This is a genomic window from Noviherbaspirillum galbum (genome assembly GCF_010974945.1).
Taxonomy (GTDB): domain Bacteria; phylum Pseudomonadota; class Gammaproteobacteria; order Burkholderiales; family Burkholderiaceae_D; genus Noviherbaspirillum; species Noviherbaspirillum galbum.
In genome coordinates this window covers 16,291-33,157 of the sequence record NZ_JAAIVB010000013.1, presented here as the reverse complement: position 1 = coordinate 33,157, position 16,867 = coordinate 16,291, and the positions used below count along the sequence as shown (strand labels likewise).

The 16,867-nt window shown below is 63.9% G+C and carries 14 protein-coding genes and 1 tRNA gene; 6 read left to right on the top strand and 9 right to left on the bottom strand.

Features of this window, described 5'->3' with window-relative positions; translation table 11 throughout:
• The first annotated feature begins 8 nt into the window (after positions 1–8).
• Positions 9–581 (top strand): winged helix DNA-binding protein, encoded by a 573-nt coding sequence (locus G3574_RS05760; RefSeq protein ID WP_163961073.1) that lies wholly within the window; start codon positions 9–11, stop codon positions 579–581.
• 158 nt (positions 582–739) lie between these two features.
• Here G3574_RS05760 and G3574_RS05755 read toward each other — a convergent pair whose 3' ends face one another.
• Both G3574_RS05755 and thiL read right to left on the bottom strand, forming a co-directional pair.
• On the bottom strand, positions 740–1,264 hold the full coding sequence (locus G3574_RS05755) for a phosphatidylglycerophosphatase A family protein (RefSeq protein WP_235953079.1): 525 nt from the start codon (positions 1,262–1,264) through the stop codon (positions 740–742).
• Positions 1,261–2,226, bottom strand: a complete 966-nt coding sequence (gene thiL, locus G3574_RS05750; protein ID WP_163961072.1) for a thiamine-phosphate kinase — start codon at positions 2,224–2,226, stop codon at positions 1,261–1,263. Before thiL ends, G3574_RS05755 begins: the two co-directional genes overlap by 4 nt.
• A gap of 228 nt (positions 2,227–2,454) precedes the next feature.
• On the opposite strand from thiL, the gene G3574_RS05745 reads away from it, so the two are divergent.
• Positions 2,455–4,764 carry an NADP-dependent malic enzyme gene (locus tag G3574_RS05745; RefSeq protein ID WP_163961071.1) on the top strand — a complete coding sequence of 770 codons (2,310 nt, stop codon included), beginning with the start codon at positions 2,455–2,457 and terminating at the stop codon, positions 4,762–4,764.
• A gap of 65 nt (positions 4,765–4,829) precedes the next feature.
• Here G3574_RS05745 and G3574_RS05740 read toward each other — a convergent pair whose 3' ends face one another.
• Together G3574_RS05740 and G3574_RS05735 are read right to left on the bottom strand one after the other, a co-directional pair.
• On the bottom strand, positions 4,830–5,774 hold the full coding sequence (locus G3574_RS05740; protein ID WP_163961154.1) for a 5'-nucleotidase: 945 nt from the start codon (positions 5,772–5,774) through the stop codon (positions 4,830–4,832).
• Positions 5,775–6,007: 233 nt separating this feature from the next.
• Positions 6,008–6,094 (bottom strand) — tRNA-Leu (locus G3574_RS05735).
• Positions 6,095–6,241: 147 nt separating this feature from the next.
• On the opposite strand from G3574_RS05735, the gene G3574_RS05730 reads away from it, so the two are divergent.
• The 4 genes from G3574_RS05730 (at position 6,242) to G3574_RS05715 (ending at position 11,397) form a co-directional block, all read left to right on the top strand.
• Complete coding sequence (locus G3574_RS05730; RefSeq protein WP_163961070.1) at positions 6,242–8,200, top strand: APC family permease; 1,959 nt, start codon at positions 6,242–6,244, stop codon at positions 8,198–8,200.
• Between the two features lie 140 nt (positions 8,201–8,340).
• Complete coding sequence (locus G3574_RS05725; protein ID WP_163961069.1) at positions 8,341–10,203, top strand: histidine kinase; 1,863 nt, start codon at positions 8,341–8,343, stop codon at positions 10,201–10,203.
• Positions 10,166–10,825 carry a response regulator gene (locus G3574_RS05720; RefSeq protein WP_163961068.1) on the top strand — a complete coding sequence of 220 codons (660 nt, stop codon included), beginning with the start codon at positions 10,166–10,168 and terminating at the stop codon, positions 10,823–10,825. The genes G3574_RS05725 and G3574_RS05720 overlap by 38 nt, the downstream gene beginning before the upstream one ends.
• Positions 10,826–11,028: 203 nt before the next feature.
• The gene (locus G3574_RS05715; RefSeq protein ID WP_163961067.1) at positions 11,029–11,397 is read left to right on the top strand and encodes a response regulator; all 369 of its coding nucleotides are present in this window, start codon (positions 11,029–11,031) and stop codon (positions 11,395–11,397) included.
• A 60-nt stretch (positions 11,398–11,457) separates the two neighbouring features.
• Here the strand turns inward: G3574_RS05715 and G3574_RS05710 are convergent, their stop codons facing one another.
• The 5 genes from G3574_RS05710 to trxA all read right to left on the bottom strand — a co-directional run bounded on the left by G3574_RS05710 (position 11,458) and on the right by trxA (position 16,858).
• Positions 11,458–12,855 carry an MATE family efflux transporter gene (locus G3574_RS05710; protein ID WP_328804738.1) on the bottom strand — a complete coding sequence of 466 codons (1,398 nt, stop codon included), beginning with the start codon at positions 12,853–12,855 and terminating at the stop codon, positions 11,458–11,460.
• A 23-nt stretch (positions 12,856–12,878) separates the two neighbouring features.
• Positions 12,879–14,600, bottom strand: a complete 1,722-nt coding sequence (locus tag G3574_RS05705; protein ID WP_163961065.1) for an ArnT family glycosyltransferase — start codon at positions 14,598–14,600, stop codon at positions 12,879–12,881.
• 103 nt (positions 14,601–14,703) lie between these two features.
• Complete coding sequence (locus G3574_RS05700) at positions 14,704–14,970, bottom strand: type B 50S ribosomal protein L31 (RefSeq protein ID WP_163961064.1); 267 nt, start codon at positions 14,968–14,970, stop codon at positions 14,704–14,706.
• Between the two features lie 191 nt (positions 14,971–15,161).
• The gene (gene rho / locus G3574_RS05695) at positions 15,162–16,427 is read right to left on the bottom strand and encodes a transcription termination factor Rho (RefSeq protein WP_163961063.1); all 1,266 of its coding nucleotides are present in this window, start codon (positions 16,425–16,427) and stop codon (positions 15,162–15,164) included.
• A 104-nt stretch (positions 16,428–16,531) separates the two neighbouring features.
• Positions 16,532–16,858, bottom strand: coding sequence for a thioredoxin TrxA (gene trxA, locus G3574_RS05690; RefSeq protein ID WP_163961062.1), 327 nt, complete (start codon positions 16,856–16,858; stop codon positions 16,532–16,534).
• Between the last annotated feature and the right edge of the window lie 9 nt (positions 16,859–16,867).

Below are 16,867 nucleotides of genomic sequence, written 5' to 3'. Positions count from 1 at the left end.
AGTGATGCATGACCAAAGAAAAGAGCAGCGCCAAAGCGAATTTTGCCCAACCTAGCCCACTACCTGCCAATACCGTGAACAAGGTGCCCATCGTTTCGTCCGCGCATCTGGCCGCCGGACGCAGTGCCGAACTCAGTGAATTCGAATTCGGCATGATCATTGCCAACAATGCCTTCAACCGCTGGGCGGTTCGCTGCATGTCAGCCGCCGGCATGAAGGACATGACGATCACCGACGTGCTGGTGCTTCATCACATCAACCACCGCGCGCGCGAAAAGAAGCTTGCTGACATTGCCTTCATCCTCAACATCGAGGATACCCACATTGTCAATTACTCATTGAAGAAATTGCAATCGCTTGGCCTCGTCAAGACCGAGCGCCGCGGCAAGGAGGTGTTGTACTCCACCAATGAAGAAGGGCAGGCGGTCTGCAAGCGTTATTACGAGATCCGCGAGCAGGTTCTGGTTTCCGGCCTGACCGGCGACGGAACCGAAAGTTTTGAGCTGAGCGAGCTCGCCCGTTTCCTGCGCATCTTGTCAGGACTATACGATCAGGCCGCGCGATCCGCGACTTCGATGTAAGCCGAGCACGGAATGTGATCCATGTCACCTACAAGCGCCGGCGAAAAGCGCACAATCCGTTCCAACTAAGGGGTTCATTCAAGGGTTGGCCCTAAGGTTATCGAGCTTGCACGCGGTCCACCGGACCGCGTTTTTTTTGCCCGCCAGACCAGCCCAACTCACAGGAAACGCCACAGCGCAAACACCAGCAGGGTGTAGAAAGCGGCGACGATATCGTCCCACATGACGCCAAAGCCACCCTTGAAGTGCCGGTCGAAATACCGGATCGGCATGGGCTTGACCATGTCGAAGAACCTGAACCACAGGAAGGCCCAGCATTGCGTGCTGAATTCCGCGGGCATCAGGACCACCAGCACCAGCCAGAACGCAATGATTTCATCCCACACCATGCTGCCATGGTCGGCGATGCCGAGGTCGCGTCCCGTCCGGTGGCATGCCCAGATGCCGAGCAGGAAGCCGGCGACGATGATGAGGCCCCAGCTCGCCGGATGAAACAGCCCGGGCCAGCGCGAGCCGAGCACGCCGAAGGCCAGCCAGGCCAGCAGGGTTCCCGCGGTGCCGGGCATGATCGGCGACAGGCCGCTGCCGAATCCCTGCGCGATCAGGTGGGCCGGATGGGAAAGCATGAAGCGGGCGGTGGGCGTGACCACCTGGGCAGTCTGCCCGGATTCCAGTGTCATCATGGTTGGGCGAAATGGTCGAAGGAGGCAAGCGGCAAGCCGAGCGGGGCGCCATGCGCATCGAGAAGCCGCAGGCCGGGTTCTGCGTCGATGCGGCCGACGAGACGGACCGGCGTGCCCGCCGACCGCGCCGCATCCAGCACTTCCGCCCGGCGCGCGGCAGGGACGGTGAAGCATAGTTCGTAGTCGTCGCCGCCAGACAGGCAGAACCGCCGGGCGAGCGACAGGTCCTGGCTTTCCAGGACCGGGCCGCGTGGCAGGGCGTCGACCTGCAGGGTGGCGCCGACGCGCGAGCGCTCCAGGATATGGCCGAGATCGCCGCACAGGCCATCCGAAATGTCGATGGCCGCATGGGCGATGCCGCGAAGGGCCACGCCCAGTTCGGCGCGTGGCGTGGGGGCATGCATGCGTGTTCCCGCCTGCTCCAAGGCGTCGGCAGGCAAGGCGATTTCCCGGAGATAGCCGGCAAGCGCGAGCCGCGCATCGCCCAGCGTTCCGGAAATCCAGACATCGTCGCCGGGCTGCGCTCCGTCGCGGCGCAATGCCTGGCCGGGAGGCACTTCGCCTAACACCGTGATGGAGATGGTCAGCGGGCCCTTGGTGGTATCGCCGCCGATCAATTCGCAGCCATGCCGGTCGGCGAGTGCAAGCAAGCCCTTGGCAAAGGGCGCCAGCCAGGCCTCGTCGGCGTCGGGCAGCGCCAGGGCCAGGGTGAAGGCCAGCGGCGCGGCGCCCATCGCCGCCAGGTCGGAGAGGTTGACCGCCAGGCATTTGTGTCCCAGTTGCAGCGGGTCGGCGTCCGCGAAGAAATGGCGGCCGGAGACCAGCATGTCCGTGGAGATGGCAAGCTGCATGCCGGCCGACGGCGCCAGGAGGGCGCAGTCGTCGCCCACGCCGAGCGGAATCCTGCCGGACCGGACCGGACGGGTGAAGTAGCGCGCGATGAGATCGAATTCTGACAACATGCCGCGATTGTACCCAAGCCGGCGGCAAAACTCGTCATGCGCGGCCCCAGGCTTTCCTGCCTTCGCGTTTCCCGTCCCGAAACCGGGGCGATATCAGAAATGGAAGTCAATTGAAATGCATATGCTTATACTTAAAAGGCATGGAACTAGGACAAATACGTATAAATAGCAATTTTCCCCTCTGTTAGAATCGTACGCTTTCCGCAAGCTAAAAAGGACGACCACATCATGGAATCTCCCGATCCGAAAGAAGAACTCCGTCAGCAACTTCGCCAGGCGGCGCTGGAGTACCATGAATTTCCTACCCCCGGCAAGATCAGTGTCACCCCCACCAAGACCCTCACCAACCAGCGCGACCTCGCACTCGCCTATTCCCCGGGCGTGGCTGCCGCCTGCGAGGAAATCGTTGCCGATCCCGCGAACGCATTCAAGTACACCGCCCGCGGCAACCTGGTGGCCGTGATCACGAACGGTACTGCGGTGCTCGGCCTGGGCAACATCGGCCCGCTGGCCTCGAAGCCGGTGATGGAAGGCAAGGGCGTCCTGTTCAAGAAGTTCGCCGGCATCGACGTGTTCGACATCGAGATCAACGAATCCGACCCCGACAAGCTGTGCGACGTCATCGCCGCGCTCGAACCCACCTTCGGCGGCATCAACCTCGAGGACATCAAGGCGCCGGAATGCTTCTACATCGAGCGCAAGCTGCGCGAGCGGATGAAGATTCCCGTCTTCCACGACGACCAGCACGGCACTGCCATCATCGTCGGCGCGGCCATCCTGAACGGCCTGAAGGTGGTAGGCAAGGACCTCAAGGAATGCAAGCTGGTGGTTTCCGGCGCCGGCGCCGCGGCGCTGGCCTGCCTCGACCTCATCGTCGACCTCGGCTTTCCGATCGAAAACATCTACGTTACCGACCTGGCCGGCGTGGTCTACAAGGGCCGCACCGAGCTGATGGATCCGGACAAGGAACGCTTCGCCCAGGACACCTCGGCCCGCACCCTGTCGGAAATCATGCCCGGCGCCGACATCTTCCTCGGCCTCTCGGCCGGCGGCGTGCTCAAGCCCGAGATGGTCAGGCAGATGAACGACCGCCCGCTGATCCTGGCGCTGGCCAACCCGACGCCGGAAATCCTGCCCGAGGAAGTCAAGCTGGTGCGCAACGACGCGGTCATCGCCACCGGACGCTCCGACTATCCGAACCAGGTCAACAACGTCCTCTGCTTCCCCTATATCTTCCGCGGCGCGCTGGATTCCGGCGCGACCACGATCACCCGCGAAATGGAAATCGCAGCGGTGCACGCGATCGCCGAACTGGCGCAGGCCGAGCAGTCGGATATCGTGGCGACCGCCTACGGCATCAGCAATCTGGCCTTCGGCCCGGAGTACGTCATTCCCAAGCCTTTCGATCCGCGCCTGATGATGATCATCGCGCCGGCGGTCGCGAAGGCGGCGGAAGACTCGGGCGTGGCGCTGCGCCCGATCCAGGACATGCAGGCCTACGTGGCGAAGCTCCAGCAGTTCGTCTACCGCAGCGGCACCTTCATGAAGCCGATCTTCCAGATCGCGAAGAAGGCGCCGGCGGCCAAGAAGCGCATCGTGTTCGCCGAAGGCGAGGAAGAGCGCGTGCTGCGCGCGGTGCAGGTGGTGATCGATGAAAAGCTGGCCAAGCCCATCCTCGTCGGCCGTCCCGCGGTGCTGGCGCAGCGCATCGAGAAGTTCGGCCTGCGCCTCAAGCCCGAGATCGATTTCGAAACCATCAACCCCGAATACGACGAGCGCTACCGCGAATACTGGCAGGAATTCCTCGCCATGACGCGCCGCAAGGGCGTCACCGAGCAGTACGCCAAGCTGGAAATGCGCCGCCGCCATACGCTGATCGGCGCGATGATGATCCACAAGGGCGATGCCGACGGCATGATCTGCGGCACCTTCGGCACCACGGCGCTGCACCTGGACTACATCGACCAGGTACTCGGCAAGCGCGAGGGCGTGAACGTCTATGCGGCGATGAATGCGCTGATCCTGCCCGATCGCCAGGTGACCCTGGTGGATACGCACGTCAACGAGAACCCCACCGCCGAACAGCTCGCGGAAATCACCATCATGGCGGCCGACGAAATGCGCCGCTTCGGCGTGGAGCCGCGCGTGGCGCTGCTGTCGCACTCGAACTTCGGCAGCAGCAACAGCGAGTCGGCGAAGAAGATGCGGGCCACGCTGGCGATCCTGCGCGAACGCGCGCCCGACCTGGAAGTGGATGGCGAAATGCACGGCGACACCGCGCTCAATCCGGAGTTGTTGAAGTCGGTCATGCCCGATTCCACGCTGACCAAGGATGCCAACCTGCTGGTGCTGCCGAACATCGACGCCGCCAACATTTCCTACAACCTGCTGAAGACGGCGGCCGGTAGCGGCATCGCGGTCGGTCCGGTGCTTCTGGGCTGCAGCCGCCCGGTGCACATCCTTACGCCGTCGGCCACGGTGCGCCGCATCGTCAACATGACGGCGCTGTGCGTGATGGACGCCGTGGCGGAGCGCTGACCGCAGGCCCGATCCGCGCCGCGCGCCCGGGCAGGGCGCGCGGCGTTTTTCGTTAACCGCTTTCGTTAACCGTTCGCGGGCAGGATGTCCGGCGTCTTCGCGCCCGGGGCGCTGCGCACGGGCACCCGGCCGGTCTGCACCAGCGGCGCGGCGCGGTCGCAATGGCCGGGCTGGTCGTCGAAGAAGATATGCGGGCGGAAGGCGGCCAGCACCTCCGACTTGCCCACGCCGCCCATGAAGAAGGTCTCGTCAATCGCAACGTCCCATGCACGCAGCGTGCGGATCACGCGCTCGTGCGCCGGCGAGGAACGCGCGGTCACGAGCGCGGTGCGGATGGGCGCGGCGCGGCCGTCGGGCGCGCGGAAGTGGGTCTGAATGTAGGAGAGCGCCTTCAGCAGCCGCGCGAACGGTCCTTCCGGCAAGGGCTTGAGCGCATTCTCGCGCTCGTGCCGTTCGAAAGCCTCGATGCCCTGCGCCTGGAAGATCTGTTCCGATTCATCCGAAAAGATCACCGCGTCGCCGTCGAAGGCAATGCGGATCTGGTCCAGTTCGGCCAACGCGTTTTCCGGCTTCTGGTACAGGATCGCCGCGGCGACGCCGGCATCGATCGAGGCCTGCACGTCTTCCTCGTGTAGCGACAGGAAGAGGCTGACGTTGAATGCCCGGAGATAGGGCGTCAGCGAGGCGCCGCCCGACAGCACCGCGCGGGTGATGTCGAGGCCATAATGCTTGATCGAATTGAAGATACGCAGCGAGGTCTCAGATGAATTGCGCGACATGATCACGACTTCCACGAAGCGCCGGTTTTCCGTCAGCGCATTCAGGCGCAGCAGCGCCTTGACTAGCGCGAAGCCTGCGCCGAGCTTCAGGATTTCATGCTCGTTGTCAATCTGGTGCTGCCGGTAAGCGTCGAGTCCTTGCGTTCGGAAGATGGCTTCTTCCGTTTCCAGGTCGAACAAGGCACGGGAAGAGATGCCGACCACGAGAAGATTGTCGAGGGAAACAGGCATGTCAGGCAGGACCTCGTCGGGTTTGATGGCCGTCATGAAAGTATGACGGCGATGGAATGTTGTACGCGAATAATTATCGCAGAGAGGAGCCGGTTCGTGCCAACGGCGAGGAATGGTGCGGGCAAACAAAAAACGCTCCGTGAGGAGCGTTGAATGTTGGCTTCACCGACTTGAAGCTGGTGACGCACTTGAAACTAGGAGGGCGGTCGTACCCGATGCCGGGTGCTTCCTGGTGGTGCCGAGAACCGGAATCGAACCGGTACGCCATCGCTGGCGCGGGATTTTGAGTCCCGTGCGTCTACCTATTCCGCCATCTCGGCAACGGGACCGACATTATGGCCGATTTGCGACATTCGAGCAACACGGCAAGAGTGCCGGTTCCCTCGTAGGCTTACTACATTGTCATGCGGCATTTGATAGGCGTATGATCGCCACTTCAGCGAAAACCTGACCAGGCAGCATCCCCGATGAAGTCCGACAAAATCCGCGAAATCGTTCTTGGCAAGGCGCTGGATCCGATGAAGTCCGAAACCCGCCACTCGCTGGCGCTGGTTGCCTTTCTTGCCTGGGTCGGTCTCGGCGCGGACGGCTTGTCATCGTCGGCGTATGGTCCGGAAGAAACCTTCCGCGCGCTGGGCGAGCATACCCATCTCGGCCTCTACATGGCCCTCGCCACGGCGGTGACGGTCTTCATCATCGCGCTGGCCTACAACCAGGTGATCGAACTCTTTCCCACGGGCGGCGGCGGCTACCGCGTGGCCACGCGCCTCGTCGGTCCCTACATGGGACTCGTGGCGGGATGCGCGCTTATCCTCGACTACATGCTGACCATCGCCATCTCGGTGGCGGCGGGCGTGGAAGCGCTGGCCTCGCTGCTGCCGCTGGGCTTTCAGGAATACAAGCTGCCGGCCGAGGCCTTCTTCATCGGCCTGCTGATCATCCTGAACCTGCGCGGCATGAAGGAAGCGATCCGCATCCTGCTGCCCATCTTCCTCGGCTTCGTCGCCACCCATCTCGTGCTGATCGTATATGGCATCTTCGCCCACGCGGCGCACCTGCCCCAGCTCATGCCCGACACGCTCGCGGAAACCAGTGCGCTGGCCGGCAACATCGGCTGGATCGGCGTGGCAGGCATGCTGCTCCTCGCCTACTCCCAGGGCGGCGGCACCTACACCGGCCTGGAGGCGGTGTCGAATAACGTCAACATCCTGGCCGAGCCCCGCGTCCACACCGGCAAGATGACCATGATCTACATGGCGCTGTCGCTGGCGTTCACCGCCAGCGGCATCATCCTGCTCTACCTGCTCTGGGATGCGCGGCCGATCGAGGGGCAGACGCTCAATGCCTCCACCTTCAAGGCCATCATCGAGAGCTTCGGCATGAGCCCGCTGCTCAACAAGATCATGCTCACGCTGGTGCTGGCCTTCGAGGCCGGCCTGCTGTTCGTCGCCGCCAATACCGGATTCCTCGGCGGCCCGGCGGTACTGGCCAACATGGCGGCCGATTCCTGGGTGCCGCACAAGTTCCGCTATCTCTCCACCCGCCTCGTGACGCAGAACGGCATCCTCGTGCTGGGCGTCGCCGCGCTGCTGATCCTGTTCTGGACGCGCGGCAGCGTGACCCTGCTGGTGGTGCTGTATTCGGTGTCGGTGTTCCTGACCTTCGCGATTTCCCTATTCGGCCTCTGCCTCTACTGGTGGCGGCACCGCAAGACGCTGGCGCAATGGGGACGCCGGTTCATGCTGTCGCTGGTCGGCTTCTTCATCTGCGCCGACATCCTGCTGGTGCTGCTCGTGGAAAAATTCACGGAAGGCGGCTGGGCCGCGGTGCTCATCATCGCCAGCATCGCCGCCTTGTGCGTTTACATCCGCAACCATTACCGCGATACCAAGTCCGCCATCAACGCGGTCGACCAGGTGTTCGCCAACCAGCCCTTCGGTCCGCATGCGGGCGCGGTCGACCCCGATCCCAACGCCCAGACCGCGGTCTTCATCGTCGGGTCCTCGCGCGGCGGCGGACTGCATGCGCTGCTCTGGGTGCAGCGCATGTTCCCCGGCCATTTCCGCAATTTCATCTTCGTCAATGCCCGTACGGTGGACACCCACTCCTATGGCGGCGAGGGCGCGGTGGAACAGATGCGCGCAGAAGCCAACGCGACGCTGAAGTTCTTCGTCGACTTTTGCCACAGCCACAACATGGCCTCGTCGGCCTATCTCGGTTTCGGGACGGACGTGGTGGATGAAGTGACCAAGCTGTGCGAAGACATCTCCCAGGAATATCCGAATTCCATCTTCTTCACCTCGAAGCTGATCTTCGAGCATGACAACTGGTTCACCCGCCTGCTGCACAACCAGGCGGCACTGGCCATCCAGCGGCGCCTGCATTTCGAGAGCCTGCAGATGGTCATCCTCCCGATGAAAGTCTGAGTGTTGTTTATCGGACGTATCCCCGGTTCCAAGGAACTTCTCCGGCGGTCTTTCGCCTAAGATATCCTTTCCATCGAGTAATGTCCCTTGCCCCGCCGGGCAAGCGATTGGACCGGTCCGTGACTCTCCAGCAATCCGGCATGGCATCCAAGCCTGCATCCGTCGCCACACCCACCATCCGGCAAAGGCTGACCGCGCTCGGATTGATCGCGCTTTGCCCGGTTTTCTTCGGCCTGGTCGTCGAAGGCTGGTACCAGCGCGCCGACGATCTGAAGCAGGCTGGCGAGATGGCCGTCGCCGAAGTCCAGCTGGCCACCGCCGCCCAGCAGAAGCAGATCAATGCGGTTCAGGAAATGCTCGCCGGCCTCGCATCCGGCGCGGAGGGATGGGCCCGTTCGCCCGACTGCGATGCGCGCTTCAGGTCGCTGCTCGGTGAACTGAAGACCTTCGCCAACCTCGGCTGGCTCGACGCCGGGGACGTGCTGTCCTGCTCGGCCGTCGGCAGCCCTGAACGCATCTGGGTGGGCGACCGGCAATACGTGCGCGAAGCCCGCGCCACCAAGCACATGTCGGCCAGCGAAATGCTGGTGGGCAGGGCGTCCGGCAAGCGCTCCATCCTGTTCGGCTATCCCATGCACGACGCGGCGGGACGCTACACCGGCCTGATGTTCGCAAGCTACAAGGATGAAAATTTCGTCAACCTGCGTCTGGCGGGGCAGGCCCGGGTGTTCTCGCGCTTCAGCTATTTCGACCGCCAGGGCAACCTGATCACCACCGACCCGCGCGGCAGCCCGCCCATCGTGGAACGCCTTCCCGCCGACGCCATGCGCCGCGCCGACGGCAGCGGCTATCATCCTCTCGTCGGCACGACGCAGGACCGCGACGGCGGACGCCACGTGACGGCGCTTGCCGCCGTATACGGACCGAACGGACCGGTCGCCTACGTGCAGGCCGGCATCCCGGAAGAGGAAGTGCTGCAGGCATGGCGCAACGAAGTGCTGATCCGCTTCGCGATCGTCATCGCCACGATGGTTGCCGGCCTGGCCCTCACCGGATGGTTCCTAGAGCGCTGGTTGGTGCGCGACCTCAAGCGCATGGTGGACTTCACGCGCAAGGCCAGTTCCGCCATGGTGGAAGACTGGCCGGTACGGGCGCGCACGCGCGAAGCCCGCCAGGCCATGGTGTCGGTCGTCGCGCTGACCCAGGCCCTGCAGGAACAGCGCGAGCAGCTTACCCTGCTGCACAAGGAAGCGAACGCCACCAACGTCCTCCTCGAAAACAAGCGCATCAAGCTCAGCCAGGCGCTGGCTCGCCTGGAAACCCTCTCGCTGGAACTGGTCGGCGCGCAGGAACGCGAACGCAAGCATCTCGCGCGCGAACTGCATGACGAGTTCGGCCAGCGCCTCACCGCGCTGAACCTGTCGCTGCACGCGCTCGAGCCGGACCTCCCGCACGACAAGGCCAGGAAGACCTGGTCGCAGGCCGAGACCGACGTTGCCGACCTGATCAGGCAGGTGCGCGAGCTGTCGGTGTCGCTGCGGCCGCCCGCGCTCGACTACTTCCCCCTCGAAACCGCGCTGCGCCAGCTCATCGACCGGCAATTGTGCAGCGCCGGGCTCGACAGCACGATGGATTTCGCCGGCATCCCGGCCAGGCTGCCCGAGCCGCTCGCCATCACCGCCTATCGCCTGGTGCAGGAAGGGCTCACGAACGTCTTGCGCCATGCGCAGGCCAGCCGCGTCGCCATCGAGGTCAATGGCGGCGAACACGGCAATGAGCTGGAGCTGATTTTGCGCGACAATGGCCGAGGCTTCGACCATGCCGCCAACATCGGCCAGCGCCGGTCCAGCCCCGGTTGCGGCCTGCTGGGCATGCAGGAAAGGGTCGAGCTGCTGGGCGGCCAATTCCACGTCGAGAGCGTCCCCGGCCAGGGAACACGCATTCACGCCATACTGCCGATACGACATGCAAGCGAACAAACAATACAAAGTCCTGCTGGTTGACGACCACGCGCTGGTGCGCGCGGGCATCCGTTCCCTCATCGAACGCATCGACGGCTTCCACGAGGTGCAGGAAGTGCCCGGCGTGCGCGAAGCCCTGGCGTTGCTGGAAAGGTTCGCGCCGGACATCGTGATCACCGACATCACCATGGGCGAGGAATCCGGCCTCGACCTCATCCCCCTGATCAAGCGGCGCTACCCCGAGGCGGCGGTCGTGATCCTCAGCATGCATGCATCGGACGAGCTGGCGTCGGAAGCCCTGCGGCGCGGCGCCTCCGGCTACCTGCTCAAGGAGGCGGCGCCGGCGGAACTCGAGATCGCCCTGCATGCGGTCACGCGCAAGGATGTGTACCTGAGTCCCGCGGTATCGACGCGCGTGCTGCAGCGCCTCATGCACGCGCCGCCGGTCGATCCCGGGGTGGCCGCCCTCACGCCCCGCCAGCTCGAGATCCTGAAGCTGATCGCGAGCCGCAAGAGCACCAAGGAAATTGCCTATCAGCTCGACCTGAGCGAAAAGACCGTCGCGGCGCATCGCGCCCAGATCATGGAACGGCTCAACGTGCGGGACGTGGTCGGCCTCGCGCTCTTCGCGGTCAAGCACGGCCTGGTCGACAAGCCGGATTGACCGGGGCAGGCGCACGGCCGGCTTGCGGGCCGCGGTGGAAATGTTTTGTTTGTAATACAGCGGGCCGGGAGGCTGGTAGAATCCGTCCGTCAGGCAAGCATGCGCCACAGCGGGGAGATGCCCCGCCGATGCCGCCACGGGTTCGGCGGACAGGCGCATGAGATGCGTGCCGGCGTATCCCGCCGGCGGCGAAAAGGAAAAGGATGTCCAGAATTCTGGTTGTGGAAGACGATACCTGGTACCGCGAACTGCTGGTGGAAATGCTCGTCCAGGACGGGCACCAGACGTTCGAGGCGGGTGACGGAGACGAGGCGCTCAAGCGCATGCAGGAAGCCAGCATCGAGCTGGTGATCATCGACATGCTCATGCCCAACAAGGATGGCCTGGACACGATCACCGAAATGGGCCGCCTGGGGTATGGCATTCCCGTGATCGCGATGTCCGGCGGCCGCCGTTCCCTGAGCGCCGAATTCAACCTCGAATCGGCCCGCTTGCTCGGCGTGAAGGCCGCGCTCGCCAAACCCTTTTCCCGCGCCGACCTGCGCACCGCCATCAGCGACGTGATGGGCTGATCCCGCCTGCTGGCGGGGCCGCCGGGAATTCCGTGGCTTCCGCTTCTTCCCCGATACCTTCTACACCCTCTCGCCTTTTTCCCGCGCGGCCAAGTCGCGCTGCACCACCTTGAGGTACCAGAGCAGTCCGCCCGCCACCACCGCGAGGCTGGTGCTGTTGCCCATCCAGAATCCGGATGCGCCCTGGAAGAAGGGCGGGCTGATGCCCAGCGGATTCAGGCCGAGCACGTAGCCCCCGCCCAGGCCCACGCCCCATAGCGCGACCGCATAGATAACCGTCGGCACGAGGGCCACCTTGTAGGCCCGCAGCACGAAGGCAACGACCACCTGCACGGCATCGAACACCTGGTAGACCGCGATGAACGTGAACAATGGCATTGCCGCAGAGGCGATCGTTGCGTCCGGGGTGTAGGCATGCACGATCAGGCCGCGGCCGAACCAGATGACGACGCCGAGCGCAATCGACACGCCGACGGCGAGGCGGATGCCGGCATTGCCGATGCGGCGGGCGCCGTCGAGTTGGCGCGCGCCCAGCGCCTGCGCCGCCAGCGTCCCGGTCGCATTGGCGATCGACAGCGGCAGCATGTAGAGCACGCTGGCGAAGTTCGCCGTCACCTGGTGGCCCGCCACGGCGGCGTCGCCGATGCGGGCGATGAACAGGGCCATGAAGGCGAAGGCGGTGACTTCGATGAAGTAGCTCAGGCCCATGGGAATGCCCAGGCGCAGCAATTCCTTCAGCACCGGCCAGGAGGGACCGGCGAAGCCGGTGCCGAAGATGCCGAAGCGGCGATACGACGGGCCGCGCCGCAGGATGGTCCAGCCGGTGATGAAGAGCAGCCAGGAAATCGTGCCGGTGGCGATGGCGCAGCCGGGGCCGCCCATGGCCGGCAACCCGAAGCCGCCATAGATGAACAAGGCATTGAGCGGAAGCTTGAGGAAGACGCCGCCGATCTGCAGGGCCATCACCATCTTCGGCCGGCCGATCGCGGTGTTGAGCGACATGTAGATGCGGAATCCCATGGTCGCCGGCAAGGCGATCACCAGCGAACGCAGGTAGAGCGTGGCCTTGCCCGAGAGTTCGGGCGAGGCATGCGCGAAGGCCAGCAGCGGTTGCGGGAAAAGCAGGAAGGCCGCGCCGATCACCGTCAGCAATCCCGCCAGCCACATGCCCTGCTTGACGCGCGAGCCGATCTCATCGAGACGCTGCGCCCCGTACAGTTGCCCGACGATGGGCGAGAGCGCAGCGAGCACGCCGTTCAGGCCGACGAACACGCTGATGTAGATCGACGCCCCGAGCGCCAGCGCCGCGAGGTCGGTCGCGGAGTAGCGCGAGGTCATCGCGGTGTCGATGACGCCGTTGCTGATCACCGCGAGCTGGCCGATCAGCAGCGGCCAGGCAAGGGAAATGATGCGGCGGGTCTCGGAACGCAAAGACCCGGAAAACGCGGAGGACGGCACGGAAATGTCGAGGGATTCTTGCTTTAGTGAATGCGCTGGTACAGGCGGTAGCGCTCGTCGCGGTCCGAGGGACGGCGGCCTTCCCACAGCAGTTTCCATTTTCCTTTGCCGGGGTCGGTTTCGGCCGGGTTGTCGGTGGCGCCGTTCCTATTATCCTGCAGGAGCAGGTAATCGCATTGCGCGTCATTAAAGCCGGCGAAAGGAACGCCGCCGAAATAGGCGAAGGAGGCGCGCTGCGCGGGGCCGACGTTGGAGTCGACGCAATGTTTCGCAGGAACGATGTTTTCGCCGATGCGCCGTGCCACGCCTTCGTAACTCTTGTAGTAGTTGATCCATGGCAGCCACAGTGTCATGAGCAGCACCCAGCACAGGATCACGCCGCCGGACGACAGCACCACCGCGCGCCACAACACGGATGGCCGCCGCGAAATGCGCCATTGAACCAGTGCAAGCCAGCCGATGGTCGCCACGGTCGCGATCAGGCAGGCGATCAGGTTGAATTCCGGCTTGAACCCGGGCACCAGCTTGAGCGCGTTGCGCGCCAGCCAGCCCGGCCAGCCTGTCTGCTTCGCGATCCAGGCGAGCCAGACGAAGGCGCTGGTGAAGCTCAGCGTCATCACCGAGAACCAGTCGACTGCATTGATCGCGCCGCGCTTCATCGTCGGCAGGCCGAAGGCGGCAAGCATGGCGAGGGGCGGCAGCATGGCCAGCAGCATGCCTTCCTCGGGATGGGGATTCACCAGCGCCACCACGACCGCGCTGACCAGGAAGGTAAGCGGCAAGGTGATGTGCCAGGCCTTGTATTGCCGGCGCCAGGCATAGATGGCCCAGCCGGCGAAAGGCCAGGCCGGCCAGGCGAACCAGATGCCGTATTTCAGCAGGTAGTGCAGTGACTCCAGGGAAGGGAGGCTGATCTGGCGGTAATTCCAGACCATCCAGGCATCGAAGGGCGAACTGTTGAAGGGCCGTTCGATGCGGCAAGCCAAGATCCAGGTGGCGGCAACCAGCACCGCCACCGGCAGCGTGACCGCGCACAGGCGCATGATGAGGCGGGAGTTTCCGAGGCAGGCCAGCACCAGCAGGCCGGTCCAGGCGGCAAGGGGAAAGACCCAGCCGCGCGTCAGGACCAGCAGGCCGAATACCGCGCCGAGCCACGCGGCATGGCGCAGGGACTGGGAATCGAACAGGCGCACCGCGGCATACATGGCCGTTGCCACCAGCGACACCTGGAGCGCCTCGGCGCTGGTGCTGTGGCTATGGAGCAGCAGGCCGAGGCAGCCGAGATAGATCAGCAGGGCGCCATCGGCGAGGGTGCGGCCATAGTCGCGCGGTTCCGGCTGTCCGCCGAAGGCGAGCTTGAGCGGCTGGGTCTCGGGCCGCCGGCCGAGCAGGTAGGTGGTGTACCACACCGCAATGCAGCCGAGCAGGAAGAAACCGATCGTGGAGATGCGGGCGGCGAGGTCGTCGCCCAGCAGCGGGCCGAAGAGCTTGATGCACAGCGCGCCGATCCAGTAGGCCAGCGGGCCCTTGTCGGGCATCGGCAGGCCGACGATGTGCGGCCACAGCCAGTCGTTGAGGGTGCCGTGGGCCATGGTCCACATGATGCCGAAGCCGGAGGCGTCGTCCTGCGTCTTCCACGGATCGCGTCGGATCAGGCCGGGCAGGATATATAGCATGCACAGGGACAGCAGCATCCAGCGTGGCAGCGCATTGGTGGCGGCGGCGGGCAGTCGGACTGGCTTCATGTAGGCGTGGCGGTAGTGTGTCCGGCGATATTGTGCCGGAAAACGGGTGGGGCGAAAAAAAAGGCAGCCGAAGCTGCCTTGGATGGCGCTGACGGATCGGAGATCAGCCTGCTGCCGAGGTCTTGGAACCGCGATTGCCGAACTTCTGGCGGAACTTTTCCACGCGGCCGGCGGTGTCGACGATCTTGTGCTTGCCGGTGTAGAACGGGTGGGACTCAGCCGTCACTTCCAGCTTGATCAAGGGGTAATCCTTACCCTCGAAGTTGATCGTTTCCTTGGTCTGGATCGTGGAACGGGAGATGAACTTGAAGTCGTTGGACATGTCCTGGAACACGACTTCGCGGTAATTGGGGTGAATGCCTTCTTTCATGGTTTCCTCGTTTGCGTTTGGTAGCCAATCGGCACTTCGTCGGTCGCGCTGCATCTTGACCCGATTGCCGGTCACTTGCCTTGGGTGAAAACCGGCCATTATACAATGAAAAGCCGGACCGGCGAAGCTTGCCGGAAATGAAAAAGGGCGCAGGCTTGCGCTTGCGCCCTTTGCAACGCCGGCGGGAAACGTCAGCTTCCGCCGCGGCGCATCATCTCGAAGAACTCGGCATTGTTCTTGGTGGACTTCATCTTGTCGAGGATGAATTCCATCGCCTCGATCTCGTCCATCCCGTAGAGCAACTTGCGCAGGATCCAGATTTTTTGAAGCTGGTCGGGCTTGATGAGCAATTCCTCGCGGCGCGTGCCGGACTTGTTGAGGTTGATCGCCGGATAGACGCGCTTCTCGGCCAGGCGGCGTTCGAGATGCACTTCCATGTTGCCGGTGCCCTTGAATTCTTCGTAGATCACGTCGTCCATGCGGCTGCCGGTCTCGATCAGCGCGGTGGCGATGATGGTCAGCGAGCCGCCTTCCTCGACGTTGCGCGCCGCGCCGAAGAAGCGCTTCGGGCGCTGCAGGGCGTTGGCGTCGACGCCGCCGGTCAGGACCTTGCCGGACGCGGGAATGACGGTATTGTAGGCACGCGCGAGGCGGGTGATGGAGTCGAGCAGGATCACCACGTCGCGCTTCATTTCGACCAGCCGCTTGGCTTTCTCCAGCACCATCTCGGCGACCTGCACGTGGCGCGTTGCCGGTTCGTCGAAGGTCGAGGCCACGACTTCGCCGCGCACCGAGCGCTGCATTTCCGTCACTTCCTCGGGGCGTTCGTCGATCAGCAGCACGATGAGCGCCGCGTCAGGATGGTTGGTGGTGATGGCGTGCGCGATGTGCTGCAGCATCACCGACTTGCCGGACTTCGGCGACGCCACCAGCAGGCCGCGCTGGCCGCGTCCGATGGGCGCGATCATGTCGATGATGCGGCCGGTGATGTTTTCCTCGCCCCGCATCTCGCGCTCGAGTCCGAGCAGCTTGTTGGGATGCAGCGGCGTGAGGTTTTCAAACAGGATGCGGTGCTTGGATGCCTCGGGCGGTTCGCCGTTGACCTTGTCCACTTTCACCAATGCAAAGTAGCGCTCGCCGTCCTTCGGGGTGCGGACTTCGCCTTCGATGGAGTCGCCGGTATGGAGGTTGAAGCGGCGGATCTGCGAGGGCGAGATGTAGATGTCGTCGGTCGATGCCATGTAGCTCGCGTCGGGCGAGCGCAGGAAGCCGAAGCCGTCGGGCAATACCTCGAGGGCGCCGTCGCCGAAGATCTGCTCGCCGGACTTGGCGCGCTTCTTCAGGATGGCGAACATCAGTTCCTGCTTGCGCAGGCGGGCGGCGTTTTCGATTTCCAGGCCAATGGCCATGTCCAGCAGGGCCGAGACGTGGAGCGCCTTGAGTTCAGATAAATGCATAGTGTGGGTGTCCCGGGATGGGAAAAGTCAGGTGGGGGAGGGAACTGCGAGGATTAACTGAATGTGAAAACTCGGCGGCGCCTGTCGCGCCGCCGGGTTGATGCTTAGATGTTGCTGTCGATGAAGGACGTCAGCTGGCCCTTGGCCATGGCGCCGACCTTCTGCGCGGCGGGAACGCCGTTCTTGAAGAGGATCAGCGTGGGGATGCCGCGGATGCCGAACTTGGCCGGCACGGCCTGGTTGCTGTCCACGTCCATCTTCGCGATCTGCAGCTTGCCGTCATATTCCTTGGCGACTTCCTCGAGGATGGGGGCGATCATCTTGCAGGGGCCGCACCATTCGGCCCAGAAGTCGACCAGCACCGGCTTGTCGGACTTCAGCACGTCCGACTCGAAAGAGGCATCAGAAATATGTTTAATGTTTTCGCTCATGGTTTCCTC